The sequence below is a fragment of the Pseudomonas bananamidigenes genome, assembly GCF_001679645.1.
GTDB lineage: Bacteria > Pseudomonadota > Gammaproteobacteria > Pseudomonadales > Pseudomonadaceae > Aquipseudomonas > Aquipseudomonas bananamidigenes.
Window position 1 is genome coordinate 25,384 of the sequence record NZ_LRUN01000056.1, and the last position, 20,871, is coordinate 46,254.

Below are 20,871 nucleotides of genomic sequence, written 5' to 3' on the forward strand. Positions count from 1 at the left end.
ATTGGCTTATCACCTGTCCCCTGCACTTGCTTCATAGGCTGGCCGTTTCCGCCATGCCTCGAAGGAAGTTGCCGTGCCCGACATCAATCCCCTCCTGCAACACTGGATCCTGCCGCCCTGGCCGGCGATTCGCGCCGAGCATTTGCTGCCGGCGATCAACAGCATCATCGACGACCACCGACGAATAATTGCACAAGTGCTCGCCACTCAGCTTGAGCACCCCGGTTGGGACGACCTGGTACTGACCATCGACGAAGCGGATGCCCGCATCAGTGAATTCCGGTCGATTCTCGAAACGCTGTCCACGGTCAAATCCGACGACGCCGACTGGCTCGCGGAAAGCGCCAAGGCTCAAATTGCACTCAATCAATATCGCTCCGAGAAAGCCCGCAATCGTCCGTTGTACGAGGCTTACCTGCGTTTGGCACAAAGCTCGGTCGCAGCCTGCTTCGATGAGTCACGCAAGATTGTGCTGGCGCGCAAACTGCGGAAATTCAGGCAGTCGGGCATAGCGCTTCCTACTGCGCAACAGCAGGAACTGACCCGTTTGAACTTGGAGATCGGCGGCCTCGAATCCGCGTTTTTGACCCACCTGGAACGCTGGAGCGTGACCTGGAGCAAACGGGTCGACGATATCGCACTGCTCGCGGGCCTTTCCCCGGCGATGAAGGAGCGCCTCGCACTCAATGCTCGCCAGGCCGGCCATGACGGCTGGCTGATTCGCCTGGATCAGAACACCTGCCAGCACATTCTCAAATACGCCGAAAACCGTGCCTTGCGAGAAGAATGCTGTGTGACCTATCTGACCCGCGCATCCGATCAGGGACCGCTGGCAGGTCGTTTCGATAACGGTCCGGTGCTGACGAAGCTGCTGGCCTTGCGCCAACAGAAAGCCCGCTTGCTTGGCCACGAAAACGCCGCACAACTGAGCCTGACCAATAGCATGGCTGGAACGACAGCCTGGGTCAGGGATTTTCTCCAGTGTCAGGTTGCGCAATTGGCGCCTGTCCTTGAACAGGACGCTCTGCAATTGGCGGCCTTCGCGCGGCAACTCGGTATCGACCAGGTTCAGCCATGGGATGGAGACTTTCTCGCCGAACAATGGCGCCAACGGCAGTTTCCCGGAGCACTGGAAAACCTGCGTGATTACTTCCCGCTCGATGGCACCCTGCGCCGGCTCTACGTGTTCTGCGAACGCATGTTCGGAATCCGTATCGTCGAGCAGCCCGGTGGAAGGCACTGGCATGAAGACGTACGGCTACTGGAAGTCAGCGAACATGAGCAGGTCGTCGGCTACCTCTACATCGATCCCTTTCATCGCGACAACGCCGTGGACTTTGCCGGCACAACGACACTGCGCAATCGCCGGATCAATGCCGAAGGCCGGCCGGCGCTGCCCATTGCCGTCCTCCAGAGTAATTTCACGGCGGCCACCGACAGCCAGCCCTGTCGGCTCGACCTCAGCGACTTGCGCGTTCTTTTTCACGAGTTCGGCCACTGCCTTCAGCAGTTGCTGACGCGCTCACCCCATCACACCCTTTCCGGCATCCTGCAATTGGGACATGAGGCAGCGGAGTTCTCCGGGCAACTGTTCGAACAGTGGTGCCAGTCGCGGGAGTTCGTGCTGTGGCTCGGTGCACATTTCCAGACCGGCGAGCGCCTCAGTGCCGCACGGGTCGACGCGGCACTCTCGGCCAGCGAGGCCCACTCCAGCCGGCAACAGGCCTTGGTACTGATGGGTGCGATCATCGACTTCGAGCTTCACGCCACCCATGGCGATGGGCGTACTGTCGAAGATGTTTGCGCCGATGTGCAGCGCAAAATGGGTGCCCGGCTACTCCCCGACAATCATCGGTTCGCCCAGAGTTTCGATTACATGGTGACCCAATACGACGCTTCGGTTTACGCCTACGTCTGGTCGCAAGAGCTGGCTCGGGAAGCGTTCAAACGCTTCAGCCACGACTGGGTATTCAATGCGCAGACCGGCCGGGCGTTCCGGGAGACGTTCTTTTCGCCGGGAGCCGGTCGGCCGTTGCTGGAAGCAGTGGAGAGGTTCATTGGCCAACCGGTCAGAGAAGATCTGCGTAGCGACCGGTCGGCCGGGCGAATTACTTCAGGTTGACCGTCTGGAACCAGCTCTTCATCGAGCAGGTAGCGAACGCACTGGTGCTGCAATCGCCATTGGCCAGCGCGGTGCGTAACTTGTCGACATCGGCCTGCATCACGTAGCGAACACCGTCCTTGAAGTGGCCACTTTCGCCGAAGCCGCCCTGCGTCATTTCGTTCAGCGCGTCTTCCTTGCTCCAGCCCTGCACGACGATGCGGTACATCGCCGCCATCAGGCCGGTGCGGTCGGAGCCGTGCTTGCAATGCATCAGCACCGGACCGTTGGCCTCGGCGGTCTGGATCGCACGCAGGGTCTTGAGCACGTCACTGTCATCAACGTGATTGGTGCGATAGGGCAGTTGTACCTGGTTGATACCCGGGGCTTTCAGCCAGCTCGAGTCCGCCTCGGGCAGGAAGTTGATGACCGTGGCCACTTTCAGGTTTTGCAGCAGCGGCACCGCACCGGCATCAGGCAGCGCACTGCGATAGAGCGTGGGCGACATCTGGAAGAAGTTGTATTTCACCTCGACCGGTTGCGCCCATTCCGCAGGACGGGAAGCTGGCGCATCAGCGGCATGGGCCGGGATCGAGCCGAACAGGGCAAACAGCGAGAAACAGATCGCAGAGGAAAAACGCTTCAAGGACATGCTGTGCGGTGACCGTGTGGGATTTGTCAGTGAGGGCGGCAGCTTGAAGGTTGTCCAGTCAAATCCCTGTGAGGCGATTGTCAAAGAAACGTGAAGCCGGGGCATGTTTCGTCGCCATTTCGGGCTTTTTTCGGCTGAAGCGATTCATCCGGTTGGTTAGCCTGCTACCATTTGTCACATCATGTTGCAGATGTCCCCCTTTTCCCGGCCACGTCGCAACCGACCGTTTCAAAGCCGTTCACAGAAACGGCTGATAACCATCAATGCCTGATGAGGTGCCCCCCAATGTCTGATCAAGATCAAGACAACCCACGGCGTGAGTTCTTGCGCAAATCCCTGACCCTGATCCCGGTGGTCACCCTCGCCGGCACCGGCCTGGGCAGCAGCGTGCTGCAAGCGGCTCCCGAAAGCTCGCCCGCCCCGGCCCCCGCCAAATCGGTTGCCGCAGATACAAGCGCCTACCAACCGAGCTACTTCACTGCAGAAGAATGGGCTTTCATCAATGCCGCCGTCGCGCAGTTGATCCCCAACGACGCCCAGGGCCCCGGTGCTCTCGAGGCCGGCGTGCCGGAATACATTGATCGACAAATGAACACTCCGTACGCCGCCGGTGCGCTGTGGTACATGCAAGGCCCGTTCAACGCCGACGCCGCAGCCGAGATGGGCTGGCAGAGCAAACTGGTGCCAAAAGAGATCTATCGCCTGGGCATCGCCGCCACGGATCAGTGGGCAAAATCCCTCAACGGTAAAACATTTGCCGAGCAAGACAGCGCTACCCGAGACGATCTGCTCAAGCAGCTCGAAGCCGGAAAACCGCAATTCGACGCTGTTCCGGCGAAGATTTTCTTCAATCTTTTGCTGCAAAACACCAAGGAAGGGTTCTTCTGCGACCCGATCCACGGTGGCAATAAAGGCATGGTCGGCTGGACCATGATCGGCTTCCCCGGCGCCCGCGCCGATTTCATGGATTGGGTGGAACGCAACGAGCAATACCCCTTCCCGGCAGTTTCGATTCGCGGCGAGAGGGCGTGAGCATGGCAACGGTAATGAAAAAGGTCGACGCGGTGATCGTCGGTTTCGGCTGGACAGGCGCGATCATGGCCAAGGAGCTGACCGAAGCCGGGCTCAACGTACTGGCGCTGGAGCGCGGGCCGATGCAGGACACCTACCCTGACGGCAACTATCCCCAGGTGATTGATGAACTCACCTACAGCGTGCGGAAAAAGCTCTTTCAGGACATCTCCAAAGAGACCGTTACCATCCGTCACAGCGTCAACGACATCGCCCTGCCGAACCGCCAGTTGGGCGCATTCCTGCCGGGCAATGGCGTGGGCGGCGCCGGCCTGCATTGGTCGGGTGTGCATTTTCGCGTCGACCCGATCGAGCTGCGCATGCGCAGCCACTACGAAGAACGCTACGGCAAAAGCTTTATTCCCAAGGACATGACCATCCAGGACTTCGGCGTCAGCTATGAAGAGCTGGAGCCGTTCTTCGATTTCGCCGAAAAAGTTTTCGGCACCTCGGGCCAGGCCTGGACCGTCAAGGGCCAACTGGTCGGCCAGGGCAAGGGCGGCAACCCGTACGCGCCGGATCGTTCGAACCCGTTTCCGCTGGAAGCGCAGAAGAACACGGTTTCCGCACAGCTGTTCGGCAAAGCGGCTGCCGAAGTCGGTTACAAACCCTACAACCTGCCTTCCGCGAACACTTCGGGGCCATACACCAACCCCTACGGCGCGCAAATGGGCCCGTGCAACTTTTGCGGTTTCTGCAGTGGTTACGTTTGTTACATGTATTCCAAGGCCTCGCCGAACGTGAACATTCTGCCGGCGCTCAAACCGCTGCCGAATTTCGAACTGCGGCCCAACGCCCACGTCCTGCGGGTCAACCTCGACAGCACAAAAAGCAAGGCCACCGGCGTCACCTACATCGACGGCCAGGGTCGGGAGATCGAGCAACCGGCGGATCTGGTGATCCTCGGTGCATTCCAGTTGCACAACGTGCGGCTGATGCTGCTCTCCGGCATCGGCAAACCGTACGATCCGGTCAGCGGCGAGGGTGTGGTCGGGCGCAACTTCGCCTACCAGAACATGGCCACGATCAAGGCGTTCTTTGACAAGGACACGCACACCAACAACTTCATCGGCGCCGGCGGCAACGGCGTGGCGGTGGACGACTTCAACGCCGACAACTTCGATCACGGGCCTCACGGTTTCGTCGGCGGCTCGCCGATGTGGGTCAACCAGGCCGGCAGCCGGCCGATCGCCGGCACCTCCAACCCGCCGGGCACCCCGGCCTGGGGCAGTGCATGGAAACGCGCAACCGCTGATTACTACACCCACCAAGTGTCGATGGATGCCCACGGCGCGCATCAGTCCTACCGGGGCAACTACCTCGATCTGGACCCGGTCTACCGCGATGCCTACGGCCTGCCGCTGCTGCGGATGACGTTCGACTGGCAGGAAAACGACATCAGGATGAACCGTTTCATGGTCGAAAAAATGGGCAAGATTGCCGAAGCCATGGGTCCGAAAGCCATTGCGGTGATCGGCAAGAAAGTCGGCGACCACTTCAACACCGCGTCCTACCAGACCACCCACCTCAACGGTGGCGCGATCATGGGCACCGATCCGAAGACCAGCGCGCTGAACCGCTATTTGCAGAGCTGGGACGTGCACAACGTGTTCGTTCCGGGCGCGTCGGCATTCCCGCAGGGCCTGGGTTACAACCCGACCGGGCTGGTTGCCGCGCTGACCTACTGGTCGGCGAAAGCGATCCGCGAGCAGTACCTGAAAAACCCCGGCCCGCTGGTTCAGGCTTAAGGAGCGATGACCATGAAGACCCTCGTTATCGCATCCCTGGCGCTGCTTGGCAGCGTCGCCGCTCACAGTGCCGAAGTCGATCAATCGTTGATCAAAAAAGGCGAATACCTCGCCCGTGCCGGCGACTGTGTGGCCTGCCATACGGCCAAGGACGGCAAACCCTTCGCCGGCGGCCTGCCGATGGAAACTCCGATCGGCACGATCTATTCGACCAACATCACCCCCGACCACACCGGGCTGGGCGGTTACAGCTTCGAGGAGTTCGATCAGGCCGTGCGTCATGGCGTCGCCAAAAATGGTAGTACCCTGTACCCGGCGATGCCGTACCCGTCCTACGCCCGTGTCAGCCAGGATGACATGCAAGCGCTGTACGCCTATTTCATGCACGGCGTTGAGCCGGTGGCGCAGGAGAACAAGGCCAGCGACATCCCGTGGCCGCTGAGCATGCGCTGGCCGCTGACGGGCTGGCGCTGGCTGTTCGCGCCGAAAGTCGAGGATTACAAACCCACGTCGGAAGACGCCGTCCTCAACCGTGGGGCATATCTGGTGGAAGGCCTCGGACATTGCGGTGCCTGCCATACACCACGGGCTCTGACCATGCAGGAAAAATCCCTGAGTGCAGCCGAAGGCAGCAGTTTTCTATCAGGCAGTGCACCGCTGGAAGGCTGGATCGCCAAGAGTTTGCGTGGCGACCACAAGGACGGTCTCGGCAGCTGGAGCGAAGAGCAACTGGTGCAGTTCCTCAAGACCGGTCGCAGCGACCGCAGCGCGGTGTTCGGCGGCATGAGCGACGTGGTCACCCACAGCATGCAGTACATGACCGACGCCGATCTGACGGCGATTGCCCGTTACCTGAAATCGCTGCCGGCCAACGACCCTGCCGACCAGCCGCATCAATACGATGAAAAAGCCGCCAGGGCCTTGTGGAACGGTGATGACAGCCAGCGCGGTGCCTCGGTATACATCGACAACTGTGCCGCGTGCCACCGCACCGACGGCTACGGTTATACCCGGGTGTTCCCGGCGCTGACGGGCAATCCGGTGCTGCAATCGGACGACCCGACTTCGCTGATCCATATCGTGCTCAAGGGCGGAACATTGCCTGCGACACACACGGCACCGTCCACCTTCACCATGCCGGGTTTCGCCTGGCGTCTGTCGGATCAGGAAGTGGCGGATGTGGTGAGTTTCATTCGTGGAAGTTGGGGCAACAAGGCATCTTCTGTCACCGCGAAAGATGTGGCCAGGTTACGTACGGACGATATGACTACAACCTCTGCCGGCGATCTTGGACAAGTAACGAACCACAACTAAGCGCAATAACCCCTGCATAAAAATCATGCAGGGGTTATATGTTCAATCACTATTACGGGTTGGTAATACTGGCATAGGCTTTGGCCAGGGCAGCCAGTTTGGCCCGATCCTGCTCACCGACTTCACCGTCACGATCCACATCGTGCTCCAGGCGGCCAATACTGAAGGTATGCCCGCCATCCGTGGAGGTCGCGGTGACGAAAATGGAGTCCACCAGTCTTTCCATCGGCTCGTCCGCCTCGGCGTCCCAGCCCTGTTCCTTGCGCGCAAGTTGCATGGAAACCAGTGTATTCGGCTCCGATGGACCGGGTTGCAGCAATTGCAGAAAAATACCGCGCGAATTAAAAAACGACATCATCAAATCCTTTTGCATTTCATTTAAACAAGTGTGGTAAGGCGGAGTCGATACTATGAACTCGAACAATAAACCACCAGCCAACTTGTGTTTCTTTGATTTTCATCTGCATGAACTTTTTATTTAACTATGCGCCCAACTAACCCTGCCTGTTACTGAATGGCCGAACGGTAGTGGATCATCCTGCCCGCAGCGGATACTGTATGCATATACAGATACAGGAAATCCGTGATGACCAGCCCCCTGCCCCCGCGCGGTCGCGGTACCGCCACCAACCCGCACAACCGTTTTGCACCCAGTCGTTCAGTGGCCGAGGACGACGGCTGGTATCAGGAAGTGCCCGACACCCAGGGCACCGAGGTGCGGATCGAGACAGCGAAGACCGTCATCACCCGCAACACTTCGCCGGACCTGCCCTTCGACCGCTCGATCAATCCCTATCGCGGCTGCGAGCATGGCTGCATCTATTGCTACGCACGACCGAGCCACGCCTATTGGGACCTGTCGCCCGGACTGGATTTCGAAACGAAGCTGATTGCCAAGACCAACGCCGCCCAGGTGCTGGAAGAACAGCTGGGGAAAAAAGGCTATCAATGTGCGCCGATCAATCTGGGCTCCAATACCGACCCGTACCAGCCGATCGAACGCGAACACAAAATCACTCGTCAGATCCTCGAAGTGCTGCTGCGCTACCGGCACCCGGTGACCATCGTCACCAAGGGCTCGCTGATCCTGCGCGACCTCGACCTGCTGACCGAGCTGGCGCAACAGCGGCTGGTGGCGGTGATGATCAGCCTCACGACGCTGGACGATGAGCTCAAACGCATCCTGGAACCCCGTGCCGCGGCGCCCAAGGCGCGATTACGGGCCATCCGGGTGATGCGCGAAGCAGGGATTCCGGTGGGTGTGCTGTGCTCACCGATGATTCCGATGATCAACGACAGCGAAATCGAAAGCCTGCTCACAGAAGCCCACGCCGCCGGGGCCCAAAGCGCTGCATACATGATGCTGCGCCTGCCGCTGGAAGTGGCGCCGCTGTTCGAGGAATGGCTCGAGGCGCACTACCCGCAGCGTGCCGCCCATGTGTTGAGCCTGATCCGCCAGAGCCGTGGCGGCGAACTGTACGACAGCCGTTTTGGCGCCCGCATGCGCGGTGAAGGGCCGTTCGCCGACCTGCTCGCCCAGCGATTCGCCAAAACCCTCAAGCGCCTGGGGCTCAATCGCCGCGAAGGTTTCAATCTCGACTGCACGGCCTTTTGTCCGCCAGGTCGTCAAATGACGCTGATCTAGGGGCAATCAACCTCTGGTCGAGTGACACGGTCACGTTTTTTGTGACCTGGAACACACGTTCTAGAGCGTCCGATTCAGTTTGAGTTAAGTTTCGGCGGTTACCTTGCTCATCGAGTGACTGACGGGTCAGGACGGCCCGGATTTTTTGAACAGCCACTGGCTTCATACCGGAATACACGGGAATGACTCCCAGAATCCGCCAAAGAGGATGAATCATGAGTGACAAGGATAAACAGCCGTTGGCTGCGTCGGCGCCAGCCGTCCCCGGGGCGGCATCCGCCGATGCAGCACTGCGACATATCGTCGACGGCTTTTTGCATTTTCATCATGAGGTCTTTCCGCAGCAGGAAGAACTCTTCAAGAAACTCGCCACGGCCCAGTCGCCACGGGCGATGTTCATCACCTGCGCCGACTCGCGCATCGTTCCCGAACTGATCACCCAGAGTTCCCCCGGCGATCTGTTCGTGACCCGCAATGTCGGTAACGTCGTTCCACCTTACGGCCAGATGAACGGCGGCGTTTCCACCGCCATCGAGTACGCGGTACTGGCGCTTGGCGTGCAGCACATCATCATCTGCGGCCACTCCGACTGCGGCGCCATGCGCGCGGTACTCAACCCGGGCAGTCTGGAAAAGATGCCGACGGTCAAAGCCTGGCTGCGTCACGCCGAAGTCGCGAAAACCATGGTGCACGACAACTGCCACTGCACCGACGAAAAAGAGAGCATGCCGATCCTCACCGAGGAGAACGTCATCGCCCAATTGCAGCACTTGCGTACCCATCCTTCGGTAGCCTCGCGCATGGCGAACGGTCATCTGTTCATCCATGGCTGGGTCTACAACATCGAAACCAGCGAAATCAAAGCTTACGACGCGGATCAGGGATGCTTCCGACCGCTCGACGGCAGCCATCCGATTCCGGTGGCGACGCCCAAAGCGCGCTTCTGAATCCTCCTAAATATCCGTGTGGCCGGCCGCTGTTTCGGCGGCCAGGCCTGGCCACGCCTGAAAAAAGCTTCGGGAGAATCATCATGCGTGCGGCTCAATTGAAAGCGGTGTTGCCACGGGAGCTGCTGGCTTCGGTGGTGGTGTTTCTGGTTGCCCTGCCATTGTGCATGGGCATTGCGATTGCTTCAGGGGTACCGCCGGCCAAAGGGTTGATCACCGGGATCATCGGCGGGCTGGTGGTGGGCTGGCTGGCGGGGTCGCCGTTGCAGGTCAGCGGGCCGGCGGCGGGACTGGCGGTGCTGGTGTTCGAACTGGTGCGCCAGCACGGGATCGAGATGCTCGGCCCGATTTTGCTGCTGGCGGGCTTTCTGCAACTGGTGGCCGGACGCCTGAAGCTCGGCTGCTGGTTCCGGGTTACGGCACCAGCGGTGGTGTACGGCATGCTTGCCGGGATTGGCGTGCTGATCGTGCTTTCACAGGTGCATGTGATGCTCGATGCAGCGCCGAAACCCTCCGGGCTCGACAACCTCACAGCGTTTCCCGGGGCGGTGGCGCAGGCCTTGCCGTCCTTTGGCTGGCAGGCCGGGTTGCTGGGGCTGTCGACCATCGCCGTGATGTGGCTTTGGGAGAAATTACGGCCACAGTCACTGCGCTTCATTCCGGGCGCGTTGCTCGGTGTCGGCTTGGCGACTGGTGCCAGTCTGCTGCTGGCGTTGCAGGTCAAACGGGTCGAAGTACCGGCGAACCTTGCCGAAGCCATCGACTGGCTGACACCGACGGACTTGCTGAACCTGGCCGATCCGTCTGTGCTGATCGCCGCGTTTGCCGTGGCCTTCATCGCCAGCGCCGAAACCCTGCTGTCCGCCGCTGCGGTAGATCGCATGCACAGCGGCCCGCGTTCGGACTTCGACCGCGAACTGTCGGCGCAAGGGGTCGGCAACATGCTCTGCGGGCTGGTCGGCGCCCTGCCGATGACCGGGGTGATCGTGCGCAGTTCGGCCAACGTCCAGGCCGGTGCGACCACGCGCTATTCGACGATTTTCCATGGCCTGTGGCTGCTGGCCTTCGTGCTGTTGCTGTCGAGTCTGCTGCAAAGCATTCCGGTGGCGAGTCTGGCCGGGGTGCTGGTCTACACCGGTTTCAAACTGGTAGACCTGAAAGCCTTTCGCGGCCTGGGACGTTATGGCCGGATGCCGATGTTCACCTACGCCGCAACGGCGCTGGCGATCATTTTCACCGACCTGTTGACCGGCGTGCTGATCGGTTTCGGCCTGACTCTGGTGAAACTGGCGTTCAAGGCTTCGCGGCTGAAGATCAACCTGATCGATCTGCCGCAGGAGGGGGAAATGGAGTTGCGGCTGGTGGGTGCGGCGACATTCCTCAAGGTGCCGGCGCTGACTCAGGTGCTGGGCAGTATTGCGCCGGGCACGACGGTGCATGTGCCGCTCAATAATCTGAGCTACATCGACCATTCCTGTCTGGAACTGCTGGAAGAATGGGGTCGGGCCAATGCGGCCAAAGGGTCGAAGCTGTTGATCGAGTCGCGGGGATTGAAGCGCAGGCTCGAGGGACGGGTTCGCACCACCACCGGCATCGGTGCGGCAGGCTGAAAACACCTGGGGGAACAGAGCAATCTGTTCCCCCAATCGTTTGCGCAGAGATCAAGCCGCAGGCTGATCCAGCTCCAGGCCCACGCCCAGGCGGCGGCTCATGCACGGCCAGCGTTTCCATGCCGCACCGGTGTCCGGGCTGCTGAGTTTTTCGCGGTAGGCTTCCACCGACTCCAGTGCAAAGCTGTCGTCGTCGAGCATGCTGTCCACCGCGTGGTGCACCACTTCATCGAGTTGATTGGCAAATTCCTCACCGAGCAACTGGTGAGCAATCAGATTGGCGACCGTCATGTCCAGGGGAATCAGTGGCTGGCCGAAATGCTTGATGTACAGGTCGTTGACCTCTTCGACAAAGCGGTGGGCCAGATAGGCCTCGTCCAGCAGACTGTCCAGACCGACCGGCGGCTGGAGAAAGTACTGCTCGGCGATTTTCAGCACCGGTTTGATCTGTGACTCGATTCCCGCTTCCCTGGCGACTTCATTGGCTGCATCCAGCAGGTCTGGCACTTCATCGATGTAGGCGGCGACAAAACGCGTCAACACGCCGTTGGCGTCGGTTTCCGGCAACTGGATGGCCGGGTGCAGGTGTTGCAGTTGGTTTTCCAGCTGACGGGTCAGCTTTCCGGTTTCGATCTCGTGTTGTCGGGCTATGTGGATCTGCTCGCGCAATGCGGCGGTGTTCATGAAAACTCCAGGAAACAAGGCAATGAAATAGGGAAGACATAACTTAGCTGGCTTACGAAAAATGCTAAGACGCATTTGTCATAATTATTTCATCCTTGATACACCTGCGTTATATCGGTTTGCCACCACTCGTCTGCATCCTTCTCCATTCGTGCCGTGGAACGCAAGTGCCAGCCGTTTCATCCGATTTACGCCCGCACATTGCATTTTTCAGCCGCTGTCTATACTCGCCATTGAATGGAGTTAGCTGATGACGCCCGACTGCACCCGCAGCAAGGCCCGGCAATTCAAGTTCGTAGTCTGATGCAGCCGCTCCCTTGCCGCAGGCGTTACGCCTCCGGGATAACAAGAACGATAAGGGGAACCCGCAATGATGCGACATCCACACGTCTGGATGGGCCTCCTGTTGTGGTCGATTTTCAGCCAGGCCAACGCGGCCTGGACTGTGAATATGGCGCCTGGAGCGACTGAAATCAGTCACGCAGTATTCGACCTGCACATGACCATTTTCTGGATCTGTGTGGTGATCGGGATCATCGTCTTCGGCGCCATGTTCTGGTCGATGATGGTGCACCGCCGTTCTACCGGACAGGTCGCCGCAAAATTCCACGAAAGCACCACCGTCGAGATCCTCTGGACCGTCGTCCCGCTGCTGATCCTGATCGCGATGGCCGTTCCGGCGACTGCCACGCTGATTCGCATGTACGACACCAGCGAGCCGGATATCGATATCCAGATCACTGGTTACCAGTGGAAGTGGCACTACAAATACCTGGGCCAGGACGTCGAGTTCTTCAGCAACCTCGCCACGCCTGCCGAACAGATTCACAACAAGGAAGCCAAGGGCGAGCATTACCTGCTCGAGGTCGACAAGCCACTGGTGCTGCCGATCGGCGCCAAGGTGCGCTTTCTCGTCACCTCCGCCGACGTGATCCACTCCTGGTGGGTGCCGGCCTTCGCGGTCAAGCGCGATGCAATCCCCGGGTTCGTCAACGAAGCGTGGACCCGCATCGACAAGCCCGGCATCTACCGTGGCCAGTGCGCCGAGCTGTGCGGCAAGGATCACGGTTTCATGCCGATCGTGGTCGACGTCAAGGAGAAGGCCGACTACGAGAAATGGCTGGCCGACCGCAAGGCCGAAGCGGCGCAGCTCAAGGAGCTGACCAGCAAGGAGTGGACCCTCGACGAGCTCAAGGAGCGCGGCGACAAGATCTACCACACCACCTGTGTGGCCTGTCACCAGGCCGAAGGTCAGGGCCTGCCGCCGATGTTCCCGGCGCTCAAGGGCTCGCCGATTGCCACCGGGCCGAAAGCCGATCACCTGCACCGCGTGTACTTCGGCAAACCGGGCACCGCCATGGCGGCCTTCGGCAAGCAACTTTCGGAAGTCGATATCGCAGCGGTCGTGACCTACGAACGTAACGCCTGGGGCAACAACAAGGGCGACATGGTCACGCCAAAAGAAGTGCTGGAGTTGAAACAGGCGGAAAGCAAATGAGCCGGTCTATTGCGTACTGCGTGAACCGGCCGGGGCAAGGCGCCCCGGCCTGCCAAGTCCACTCACTTGAAGGAGACCGGCCATGAGCGCTGTCATCGATGACCACGGTCACGCCGACCACGCCCACGGCCCCGCCAAAGGCCTGATGCGCTGGGTGCTGACCACCAACCACAAGGACATCGGCACGCTGTACCTGTGGTTTGCGTTCTGCATGTTCCTGCTCGGCGGCTCGTTCGCCATGGTGATCCGCGCCGAGCTGTTCCAGCCCGGTCTGCAGATCGTGGAGCCTGCGTTCTTCAATCAGATGACCACCATGCACGGGCTGGTGATGGTCTTCGGTGCCGTGATGCCGGCGTTCGTCGGCCTCGCCAACTGGATGATCCCGCTGATGATCGGCGCGCCGGACATGGCCCTGCCACGGATGAACAACTTCAGTTTCTGGCTGCTGCCGGCGGCATTCCTGCTGCTGGTCTCGACCCTGTTCACCCCCGGTGGCGGGCCGAACTTCGGCTGGACGTTCTACGCACCGCTGTCCACCACCTATGCGCCGGAAAGCGTGACCTACTTCATCTTCGCCATCCACTTGATGGGGATCAGTTCGATCATGGGCGCGATCAACGTGATTGCCACCATCCTCAACCTGCGCGCCCCCGGCATGACGTTGATGAAAATGCCACTGTTCGTCTGGACCTGGCTGATCACCGCGTTCCTGCTCATCGCGGTGATGCCGGTGCTGGCCGGTTGCGTGACGATGATGCTGATGGACATCCACTTCGGCACCAGTTTCTTCAGTGCCGCCGGTGGCGGTGATCCGGTGCTGTTCCAGCACGTATTCTGGTTCTTCGGCCACCCCGAGGTGTACATCATGATCCTGCCGGCCTTCGGTGCCGTCAGCCAGATCATCCCGACCTTCTCGCGCAAGCCGCTGTTCGGCTACACCTCGATGGTCTACGCCACGGCGAGCATTGCGTTCCTGTCGTTCATCGTCTGGGCGCACCACATGTTCGTGGTGGGCATTCCGCTGGTGGGCGAGTTGTTCTTCATGTACGCGACGATGCTCATCGCGGTGCCGACCGGGGTGAAGGTGTTCAACTGGGCCAGCACCATGTGGCAAGGCTCGTTGACCTTCGAGACACCGATGCTGTTTGCCGTGGCGTTCGTGATCCTGTTCTCCATCGGCGGCTTCTCCGGGTTGATGCTGGCCATCGCCCCGGCGGACTTCCAGTACCAGGACACCTACTTCGTGGTTGCGCACTTCCACTACGTGCTGGTGCCGGGAGCGATTTTCGGGATCTTCGCCTCGGCCTACTACTGGCTGCCGAAATGGACCGGCCACATGTACGACGAAACCCTGGGCAAGCTGCACTTCTGGCTGTCCTTCGTCGGCATGAACCTGACGTTCTTCCCGATGCACTTCGTGGGACTGGCGGGGATGCCCCGGCGGATTCCGGACTACAACCTGCAGTTCGCCGACTTCAACATGGTCTCGTCGATCGGCGCGTTCATGTTCGGCGCCACGCAGATCTTCTTCCTGTTCATCGTGATCAAGACCATCCGTGGCGGCGCGCCGGCACCGGCCAAACCCTGGGATGGCGCCGAAGGGCTGGAGTGGAGCGTGCCGTCGCCGGCGCCGTATCACACCTTCACTACGCCGCCGGAAGTGAAATGAACACTTTCTGCCTTGTGGAAACTCCTGTGGGAGCGGGCTTGCCCGCGATGGCGGCCCGCCTGAAACACCGCGTCGGCTGCATCGCTGGCAAGCCAGCTCCCACAGGATTCTCGGCCGAGGGCAAAGATCATGGCTGACTCGATTTCACTGAAGAAACTGGTGACCCGACTGCTCGGCGTGGTGGTGGCGATGTTCGTCTTCGGTTTTGCTCTGGTGCCGCTCTATGACGTGATGTGCAAGGCCTTCGGCATCAATGGCAAGACTGCCGGGCAGTACGAAGGCGAGCAGGTCGTGGATCAGTCGCGGCAGGTGCGGGTGCAGTTCCTGTCGACCAACAATATCGACATGCCGTGGGAGTTTTATCCCAAGCATGACGAACTCACAGCCAATCCCGGGGCGGTGAACGAGATGATCTTCGTCGCCCGCAACCCCACCGACAGACCGATGAGCGCCCAGGCCGTGCCGAGCATCGCTCCGAGTGAAGCGGCGGCGTATTTCCACAAGACCGAATGCTTTTGTTTTACCCAGCAGGTGCTGCAGCCCGGTCAGCAGATCGAGATGCCGGTGCGTTTCATCGTTGACCGCGACATGCCCAAGGACGTGAAGCACCTGACGCTGTCCTACACGCTGTTCGATATCACCGCCCGACATCCTCCGGTGGCTGCAAACACTGGCGGTTAAGCGTGCCCGATAAGGAGAACAATAAATGGCAACTCACGAGCACTATTACGTCCCGGCCCAGAGCAAGTGGCCGATCATCGCCACCTTCGGCATGGTCATCACTGTCTACGGCCTGGCCACCTGGTTCAACGATCTGAAAGCGGCGCGCCCGGAATCCCACGGGCCGTACATCTTTTTCGTCGGCGGACTGTTGCTGGCGTACATGCTGTTCGGCTGGTTCGGCGCGGTGATCAAGGAAAGCCGCGCCGGGTTGTACAGCCCGCAGCTGGATCGCTCGTTCCGCTGGGGCATGAGCTGGTTCATCTTCTCCGAGGTGATGTTCTTCATCGCCTTCTTCGGCGCGCTGTTCTACGTGCGGCACGTCTCCGGCCCGGCACTGGGTGGCGAAGGCACAAAAGGCATTGCGCACATGCTCTGGCCGAACTTCCAGTTCACCTGGCCGCTGCTGCACACGCCGGATCCGAAACTGTTCCCGCCGCCCAAGGAGGTCATCAGCCCCTGGGGCCTGCCGCTGGTCAACACCATCCTGCTGGTGAGCTCCAGCGTGACCATCACCATCGCCCATCATGCCCTGAAGAAAGGCCATCGCGGCGCGCTGAAGCTATGGCTGGCGATTACCGTACTGCTGGGCTGTGGCTTCCTCGCCCTGCAGGCCGAGGAGTACATGCACGCCTATCACGAACTGGGTCTGACCCTCGGATCGGGGATCTACGGCGCGACGTTCTTCATGCTCACCGGATTCCACGGCGCCCACGTGACCATCGGCACGATCATCCTGTTCGTGATGCTGATGCGGATCATGAAGGGCCACTTCGACAACGAGCACCAGTTCGGCTTCGAAGCCGCGAGCTGGTACTGGCACTTCGTCGATGTGGTGTGGATCGGCTTGTTCATCTTCGTTTACGTGCTCTGAAGGATAGAGCTACCAAGGCGCGTGCGACACCAGTTGGCCGCTGTAGAAACCCCAGGCAATCAAGCCGACGGTGCAGGCGGCCAATGCCACCCGAACACTCAAGGCGATGACCAGGCGATTCGAGCTGCTGTCGTCCTTGACCAGGAAAAACAGGCCGCTGAACAGGCTGATCACCGTGGCAATCAGCATCAGGACGATCGCTGCTTTGAGCATGGGAAGACTCCGGGGGTACAGGCGATGCAATCAAGTATAGCGGTCGCATTCACTGCTTTTCTGGCGCAGCCATGAAGCGCTTCCGGCCGGGCCTTGTGCCGACGCTGGTGGTTGCCTTGCTGCTGCCGCTGCTGATTTCACTGGGCTTCTGGCAGCTGGGCCGGGGTGCGGGAAAAACCGCCCTGCTCGCCAGTTATGCCGAGCGTCGGGCCGCCGAACCGATGGCCAGCACCGAGTTGCTGCACAGCACCGATCCTGCCTTTCGCCGGGTGCATCTGCATGGCCGGTTCGATGCGGCGCACAGCCTGCTGCTGGATAACCGGCAGCGTGACGGCAAGGTCGGTGTCGAATTGCTGCAACCGTTTCAGGATCAGCGCACCGGCCTTTGGCTGCTGGTCAATCGCGGCTGGCTGCCATGGCCGGACCGCCGCGTAACCCCGCAATTCAACACGCCGGCCGATGCCGTGAATGTCGATGCCTGGGTGTACGTCGCCCCCGGCTCGACCTTCCAGCTGCATGCCGACCCGGTCAGCAGCACCTGGCCGCAGACCATCACCGCCGTCGATCCCGCGAAGTTGTGGAAAAGCCTCGAGCGCGACGGCTTCGCCTATGAGTTACGCGCCGAACCCGGCCCTGCCAGCTATCAGGCCGACTGGCCGGTGGTCGCCATGGGCCCGGAAAAACATCTCGGCTACGCCGTGCAGTGGTTCGCCATGGCCACCGCCCTGTTCGGTCTCTACCTCTACCTCGGATTGCACAACGCGAAGGAGAAACACCATGGGAGCGGCCATGAATCCACCCAGCATGTCTGAAGTTAAAGCTCCGGCCGGTCGCCGCCGCGGGCGCATTCAACTGCTGCTGATCCTGCTCGGCGTGATCGGCCCGATGATCCTTGCCACCGGCATGTACAAGTTGCAGTTCTGGGTTCCGGAAGGTCGCAGCTACCACGGCGAGCTGATCGGCAACGGCCAGAGCCGCGCCGATCTCGGCGTGACGGCTGACGAAGCGCGCTGGCAGATGTTGGTGACGGCGCCGAAAGACTGCGCGGTGGACTGCCAGCAACTGGTGTATCTGGCGCGGCAGATCCAGATCGGTCTCGGTCGCGATGCCGGACGCGCCAGCCACGCACTTGCCACCGCGCAACCGCTGAGCGCCGACTACCAGGCCAAACTCACTCGTGAATATCCGCAACTGCAGCGTTATCCGCTGGACGCCGCCGCGTTCAGCAAGGCGACCGGCGACAAGACCACGCCGCAGCTGTGGATCATCGATCCCCACGGCAATCTCGTGCTGCGTTACGACCCGAGTGTGAAAGGCAAGGATCTGCTCAACGACCTGCGTCACCTGCTGAAACTGTCGAACATCGGATAAGGGCATCGTCATGGCCAAACCTGGATTTCGCCTCGCGCTGTTTGCCACCCTGCTGGCACTGATCGTGGTGCTGCTCGGCGCCTACACCCGCCTGACTCACGCCGGCCTCGGCTGCCCGGACTGGCCCGGCTGTTACGGCTTCATCAGCGTGCCGAAAAGCGAAGCCCAGCTGGCCCATGCCGAACTGCATTACCCCGACTCACCCGTGGAGGCGCACAAAGGCTGGAACGAGATGATCCACCGCTATTTCGCCGGCACCCTCGGCCTGCTGATTTCGCTTCTGGCCGGGCGCGCGTGGGTCAACCGGCGGCATCCCGGGCAACCGCTGAAACTGCCGCTGTTCCTGCTGGCGGTGGTGTTCGCCCAGGCCGCGTTCGGCATGTGGACGGTAACGCTCAAGCTCTGGCCACAAGTGGTGACCGGGCATTTACTGGGCGGCTTCGCGACCTTGAGTCTGTTGTTTCTGCTGACCTTGAGGCTGTCCGGCGTGCTGCCGGCACTGACCGTGCCCAAGCGTCTGCAATATTGGGCCACCGCCGGATTGCTGCTGGTGATCGGCCAGATCGCCCTCGGCGGCTGGGTCAGTTCCAACTATGCCGCGGTGGCCTGCATCGATTTCCCGACCTGCCATGGCCAATGGCTGCCGCCGGCGGATTTCGCCAACGGCTTTCATCTGACGCAACACATCGGCCCCAATTACCTCGGCGGACAGCTCGACAGCGACGCCCGCACGGCGATTCACCTGACCCACCGCATCGGCGCCTTGCTGGTGACGATGGTCCTGCTCGGGCTCGCGTGGCAATTGAAAGTGGTGGGCATGACGCGACTGGCCGGGCTGGTGCTGGTCGCCCTCGCGGCACAGATCACCCTCGGTATCAGCAACGTGCTGTTCCATTTGCCGCTGCCGGTGGCCGTGGCGCACAACGCCGGCGGCGCGGCGCTGCTGCTGACCATGGTGCTGGTCAATTATCACGCGCGGACCAGTCTGGTCCGGGTCAAGCAGCCGATGCTCGCGCGTTGGCGTCTGAGTCCGCGTAAACAGTCGGCAGCGCCCATCACCATAAAAGGAGAGACGCCATGGCGATTCTGATCGGCGAACGTCCCGGACAGGCGATCTGGCGTGATTACCTGGAGCTGACAAAACCGAAAGTCGTGGTGCTGATGCTCATCACCTCGCTGGTCGGCATGTTCCTCGCCACCCGCGCCGGCGTGCCGTGGACGGTGCTGGTGTTCGGCAACCTGGGCATCGCGCTGTGTGCCGGGGCGGCGGCGGCGGTCAATCATGTGGTGGACCGGCGCATCGATGCGGTCATGGCACGCACCCACAAACGGCCACTGGCCGAAGGCCGGGTTGCGCCTATCGCGGCACTGACCTTTGCGCTGGTGCTGGCACTGCTCGGCCAGGCCTTGCTGCTGACCTTCACCAACCCGCTGACCGCGTGGCTGACCCTGGCCTCGCTGCTCGGCTACGCGGTGATCTACACCGGTTTCCTCAAACGCGCGACGCCGCAGAACATCGTCATCGGCGGCCTCGCCGGCGCCGCCCCGCCATTGCTCGGCTGGACCGCCGCCACCGGCCATATCGGCGCCGAACCGCTGCTGCTGGTACTCATCATCTTCGCCTGGACCCCGCCGCACTTCTGGGCGCTGGCGATCCATCGCAAAGAGGAATACGCCAAGGCCGACATCCCGATGCTGCCGGTCACCCACGGCGAGCACTACACCAAGGTTCACATTCTGCTGTACACCTTCGCTCTGCTGGCGGTCAGCCTCTTGCCGTACGTGATCCACATGAGCGGCGCGCTGTACCTGATCTGCGCCCTCGGGCTGGGCGCAAGGTTTCTGCAATGGGCCGTGGTGCTGTACCGTGGCACTCGGCCGCACGCGGCGATCAACACCTTCAAGTACTCTATCTGGTACCTGTTTCTGCTGTTCATCGCCCTGCTCGTAGACCACTACTTACTGTTGAACCTATGACTCGAACCCAGAAAACCGTCTTCATCCTCGTGGCCGTGATCGCGCTGATCCTCGGCCTGACCGTCAACAAAGTGCTGAGCGGCAAGGGCCAGGGCGACCCGACGGCACTGATCGACGCCGGCATCATCCTGCTGCCGCAAAGCCGCAACCTGCCGGACGTGACGATGACCGATCAGGACGGCCGGCCGGTCACGGTCAACGAGCTGAAGGGCAAATGGAGTCTGCTGTTCTTCGGCTACACCTTCTGCCCGGACATCTGCCCGACCACCCTCGCCCAACTGCGCCAGATCAAGAGCGAACTGCCGAAGGACGCTGTGGATAAATTGCAGATCGTGCTGGTCAGCGTCGACCCGAACCGCGACAACCCTGCGCAGTTGAAGCAGTACCTGGGCTACTTCGACAAGCAGTTCATCGGCCTGACGCCGAAGTCGATCGAGGAACTGCAGAAGGTGGCGAACGCGGTGAGCATTCCGTTCATTCCGGCGGATACCAGCAAGCCGAACTACACGGTGGATCACAGCGGTAATCTGGCGGTGATCGGGCCGGACGGGACGCAGCGCGGGTTCATTCGGGCGCCGTTGAACAACGCCAAACTGGTGGCGCAGTTGCCGGTGATGCTTAGCCGCAAGTAAGAAGATCAAAAGCGCCCTCACCCTAACCCTCTCCCGGAGGGAGAGGGGACTGACCGAGGGATATTAAAGAATTACGCCGACGTGAAATTGCTGCTTGGAATCCATAATCGACTCAATCTTTCAGGTCGATGTAAGGCTCAAGACA

At 60.9% G+C, this 20,871-nt stretch carries 20 protein-coding genes; 16 read left to right on the forward strand and 4 right to left on the reverse strand.

Features of this window, described 5'->3' with window-relative positions; translation table 11 throughout:
- The first annotated feature begins 73 nt into the window (after positions 1-73).
- Positions 74-2,122: a M3 family metallopeptidase gene (locus BBF94_RS19680; RefSeq protein WP_065260642.1), complete on the forward strand. Its 2,049-nt coding sequence runs from the start codon at positions 74-76 to the stop codon at positions 2,120-2,122.
- On the opposite strand, the gene BBF94_RS19685 is transcribed toward BBF94_RS19680, so the two are convergent.
- The gene (locus tag BBF94_RS19685; RefSeq protein WP_065260643.1) at positions 2,109-2,753 is read right to left on the reverse strand and encodes a dual specificity protein phosphatase family protein; all 645 of its coding nucleotides are present in this window, start codon (positions 2,751-2,753) and stop codon (positions 2,109-2,111) included. The genes BBF94_RS19680 and BBF94_RS19685 overlap by 14 nt on opposite strands.
- A 285-nt stretch (positions 2,754-3,038) precedes the next feature.
- Between BBF94_RS19685 and BBF94_RS19690 the strand changes: the two genes are divergently transcribed.
- Genes BBF94_RS19690 through BBF94_RS19700 form a run of 3 tightly spaced genes read left to right on the forward strand, consistent with a single transcriptional unit; the run spans position 3,039 to position 6,886 of the window.
- Positions 3,039-3,785, forward strand: a complete 747-nt coding sequence (locus BBF94_RS19690; RefSeq protein WP_065260644.1) for a gluconate 2-dehydrogenase subunit 3 family protein — start codon at positions 3,039-3,041, stop codon at positions 3,783-3,785.
- Positions 3,786-3,787: 2 nt separating this feature from the next.
- On the forward strand, positions 3,788-5,572 hold the full coding sequence (locus BBF94_RS19695) for a GMC family oxidoreductase (protein ID WP_065260645.1): 1,785 nt from the start codon (positions 3,788-3,790) through the stop codon (positions 5,570-5,572).
- 12 nt (positions 5,573-5,584) lie between these two features.
- The gene (locus BBF94_RS19700) at positions 5,585-6,886 is read left to right on the forward strand and encodes a c-type cytochrome (protein WP_065260646.1); all 1,302 of its coding nucleotides are present in this window, start codon (positions 5,585-5,587) and stop codon (positions 6,884-6,886) included.
- Positions 6,887-6,938: 52 nt separating this feature from the next.
- On the opposite strand, the gene BBF94_RS19705 is transcribed toward BBF94_RS19700, so the two are convergent.
- Positions 6,939-7,241: a hypothetical protein gene (locus BBF94_RS19705; RefSeq protein WP_065260647.1), complete on the reverse strand. Its 303-nt coding sequence runs from the start codon at positions 7,239-7,241 to the stop codon at positions 6,939-6,941.
- A 231-nt stretch (positions 7,242-7,472) separates the two neighbouring features.
- Here BBF94_RS19705 and BBF94_RS19710 point away from each other — a divergent pair, with 231 nt between their 5' ends.
- From BBF94_RS19710 to BBF94_RS19720, 3 genes are all read left to right on the forward strand, one after another.
- Positions 7,473-8,531, forward strand: coding sequence for a PA0069 family radical SAM protein (locus BBF94_RS19710; RefSeq protein ID WP_065260648.1), 1,059 nt, complete (start codon positions 7,473-7,475; stop codon positions 8,529-8,531).
- Between the two features lie 215 nt (positions 8,532-8,746).
- The gene (locus BBF94_RS19715) at positions 8,747-9,478 is read left to right on the forward strand and encodes a carbonic anhydrase (RefSeq protein WP_065260649.1); all 732 of its coding nucleotides are present in this window, start codon (positions 8,747-8,749) and stop codon (positions 9,476-9,478) included.
- Positions 9,479-9,561: 83 nt separating this feature from the next.
- The gene (locus BBF94_RS19720) at positions 9,562-11,088 is read left to right on the forward strand and encodes a SulP family inorganic anion transporter (protein ID WP_065260650.1); all 1,527 of its coding nucleotides are present in this window, start codon (positions 9,562-9,564) and stop codon (positions 11,086-11,088) included.
- Positions 11,089-11,139: 51 nt separating this feature from the next.
- On the opposite strand, the gene BBF94_RS19725 is transcribed toward BBF94_RS19720, so the two are convergent.
- Positions 11,140-11,772 (reverse strand): hypothetical protein, encoded by a 633-nt coding sequence (locus tag BBF94_RS19725; protein WP_065260651.1) that lies wholly within the window; start codon positions 11,770-11,772, stop codon positions 11,140-11,142.
- A gap of 370 nt (positions 11,773-12,142) precedes the next feature.
- Here BBF94_RS19725 and coxB point away from each other — a divergent pair, with 370 nt between their 5' ends.
- From coxB to BBF94_RS19745, 4 genes are all read left to right on the forward strand, one after another.
- Positions 12,143-13,270 (forward strand): cytochrome c oxidase subunit II, encoded by a 1,128-nt coding sequence (gene coxB / locus BBF94_RS19730; protein WP_065260652.1) that lies wholly within the window; start codon positions 12,143-12,145, stop codon positions 13,268-13,270.
- 82 nt (positions 13,271-13,352) lie between these two features.
- Positions 13,353-14,939 (forward strand): cytochrome c oxidase subunit I, encoded by a 1,587-nt coding sequence (gene ctaD, locus BBF94_RS19735; RefSeq protein WP_065260653.1) that lies wholly within the window; start codon positions 13,353-13,355, stop codon positions 14,937-14,939.
- 129 nt (positions 14,940-15,068) lie between these two features.
- The gene (locus BBF94_RS19740) at positions 15,069-15,620 is read left to right on the forward strand and encodes a cytochrome c oxidase assembly protein (RefSeq protein ID WP_065260654.1); all 552 of its coding nucleotides are present in this window, start codon (positions 15,069-15,071) and stop codon (positions 15,618-15,620) included.
- A 25-nt stretch (positions 15,621-15,645) separates the two neighbouring features.
- Positions 15,646-16,533: a cytochrome c oxidase subunit 3 gene (locus BBF94_RS19745; protein WP_065260655.1), complete on the forward strand. Its 888-nt coding sequence runs from the start codon at positions 15,646-15,648 to the stop codon at positions 16,531-16,533.
- A gap of 9 nt (positions 16,534-16,542) precedes the next feature.
- Here the strand turns inward: BBF94_RS19745 and BBF94_RS19750 are convergent, their stop codons facing one another.
- A complete protein-coding gene (locus BBF94_RS19750; RefSeq protein WP_065260656.1) occupies positions 16,543-16,746 on the reverse strand; it encodes a twin transmembrane helix small protein in 204 nt (67 codons plus the stop codon).
- 71 nt (positions 16,747-16,817) lie between these two features.
- On the opposite strand from BBF94_RS19750, the gene BBF94_RS19755 reads away from it, so the two are divergent.
- From BBF94_RS19755 to BBF94_RS19775, 5 genes are read left to right on the forward strand one after another with little or no spacing between them, the layout of a single operon-like run.
- Positions 16,818-17,558, forward strand: a complete 741-nt coding sequence (locus BBF94_RS19755) for an SURF1 family protein (protein ID WP_065260657.1) — start codon at positions 16,818-16,820, stop codon at positions 17,556-17,558.
- A complete protein-coding gene (locus BBF94_RS19760; RefSeq protein WP_065260671.1) occupies positions 17,524-18,117 on the forward strand; it encodes a hypothetical protein in 594 nt (197 codons plus the stop codon). The genes BBF94_RS19755 and BBF94_RS19760 overlap by 35 nt, the downstream gene beginning before the upstream one ends.
- Positions 18,118-18,127: 10 nt before the next feature.
- The gene (locus BBF94_RS19765; RefSeq protein ID WP_065260658.1) at positions 18,128-19,207 is read left to right on the forward strand and encodes a COX15/CtaA family protein; all 1,080 of its coding nucleotides are present in this window, start codon (positions 18,128-18,130) and stop codon (positions 19,205-19,207) included.
- Positions 19,195-20,094 carry a heme o synthase gene (cyoE, locus tag BBF94_RS19770; RefSeq protein WP_065260659.1) on the forward strand — a complete coding sequence of 300 codons (900 nt, stop codon included), beginning with the start codon at positions 19,195-19,197 and terminating at the stop codon, positions 20,092-20,094. Before BBF94_RS19765 ends, cyoE begins: the two co-directional genes overlap by 13 nt.
- Complete coding sequence (locus BBF94_RS19775) at positions 20,091-20,726, forward strand: SCO family protein (protein ID WP_065260660.1); 636 nt, start codon at positions 20,091-20,093, stop codon at positions 20,724-20,726. The genes cyoE and BBF94_RS19775 overlap by 4 nt, the downstream gene beginning before the upstream one ends.
- Positions 20,727-20,871: the final 145 nt, after the last annotated feature.

Coding starts and splice junctions, on each gene's coding strand:
- BBF94_RS19685 (WP_065260643.1), bottom strand. CDS start 2,753: ATGTCCTTGAAGCGTTTTTCCTCTGCGATCTGTTTCTCGCTGTTTGCC.
- BBF94_RS19690 (WP_065260644.1), top strand. CDS start 3,039: ATGTCTGATCAAGATCAAGACAACCCACGGCGTGAGTTCTTGCGCAAA.
- BBF94_RS19695 (WP_065260645.1), top strand. CDS start 3,788: ATGGCAACGGTAATGAAAAAGGTCGACGCGGTGATCGTCGGTTTCGGC.
- BBF94_RS19700 (WP_065260646.1), top strand. CDS start 5,585: ATGAAGACCCTCGTTATCGCATCCCTGGCGCTGCTTGGCAGCGTCGCC.
- BBF94_RS19705 (WP_065260647.1), bottom strand. CDS start 7,241: ATGTCGTTTTTTAATTCGCGCGGTATTTTTCTGCAATTGCTGCAACCC.
- BBF94_RS19710 (WP_065260648.1), top strand. CDS start 7,473: ATGACCAGCCCCCTGCCCCCGCGCGGTCGCGGTACCGCCACCAACCCG.
- BBF94_RS19715 (WP_065260649.1), top strand. CDS start 8,747: ATGAGTGACAAGGATAAACAGCCGTTGGCTGCGTCGGCGCCAGCCGTC.
- BBF94_RS19720 (WP_065260650.1), top strand. CDS start 9,562: ATGCGTGCGGCTCAATTGAAAGCGGTGTTGCCACGGGAGCTGCTGGCT.
- BBF94_RS19725 (WP_065260651.1), bottom strand. CDS start 11,772: ATGAACACCGCCGCATTGCGCGAGCAGATCCACATAGCCCGACAACAC.
- coxB (WP_065260652.1), top strand. CDS start 12,143: ATGATGCGACATCCACACGTCTGGATGGGCCTCCTGTTGTGGTCGATT.
- ctaD (WP_065260653.1), top strand. CDS start 13,353: ATGAGCGCTGTCATCGATGACCACGGTCACGCCGACCACGCCCACGGC.
- BBF94_RS19740 (WP_065260654.1), top strand. CDS start 15,069: ATGGCTGACTCGATTTCACTGAAGAAACTGGTGACCCGACTGCTCGGC.
- BBF94_RS19745 (WP_065260655.1), top strand. CDS start 15,646: ATGGCAACTCACGAGCACTATTACGTCCCGGCCCAGAGCAAGTGGCCG.
- BBF94_RS19750 (WP_065260656.1), bottom strand. CDS start 16,746: ATGCTCAAAGCAGCGATCGTCCTGATGCTGATTGCCACGGTGATCAGC.
- BBF94_RS19755 (WP_065260657.1), top strand. CDS start 16,818: ATGAAGCGCTTCCGGCCGGGCCTTGTGCCGACGCTGGTGGTTGCCTTG.
- BBF94_RS19760 (WP_065260671.1), top strand. CDS start 17,524: ATGGGAGCGGCCATGAATCCACCCAGCATGTCTGAAGTTAAAGCTCCG.
- BBF94_RS19765 (WP_065260658.1), top strand. CDS start 18,128: ATGGCCAAACCTGGATTTCGCCTCGCGCTGTTTGCCACCCTGCTGGCA.
- cyoE (WP_065260659.1), top strand. CDS start 19,195: ATGGCGATTCTGATCGGCGAACGTCCCGGACAGGCGATCTGGCGTGAT.
- BBF94_RS19775 (WP_065260660.1), top strand. CDS start 20,091: ATGACTCGAACCCAGAAAACCGTCTTCATCCTCGTGGCCGTGATCGCG.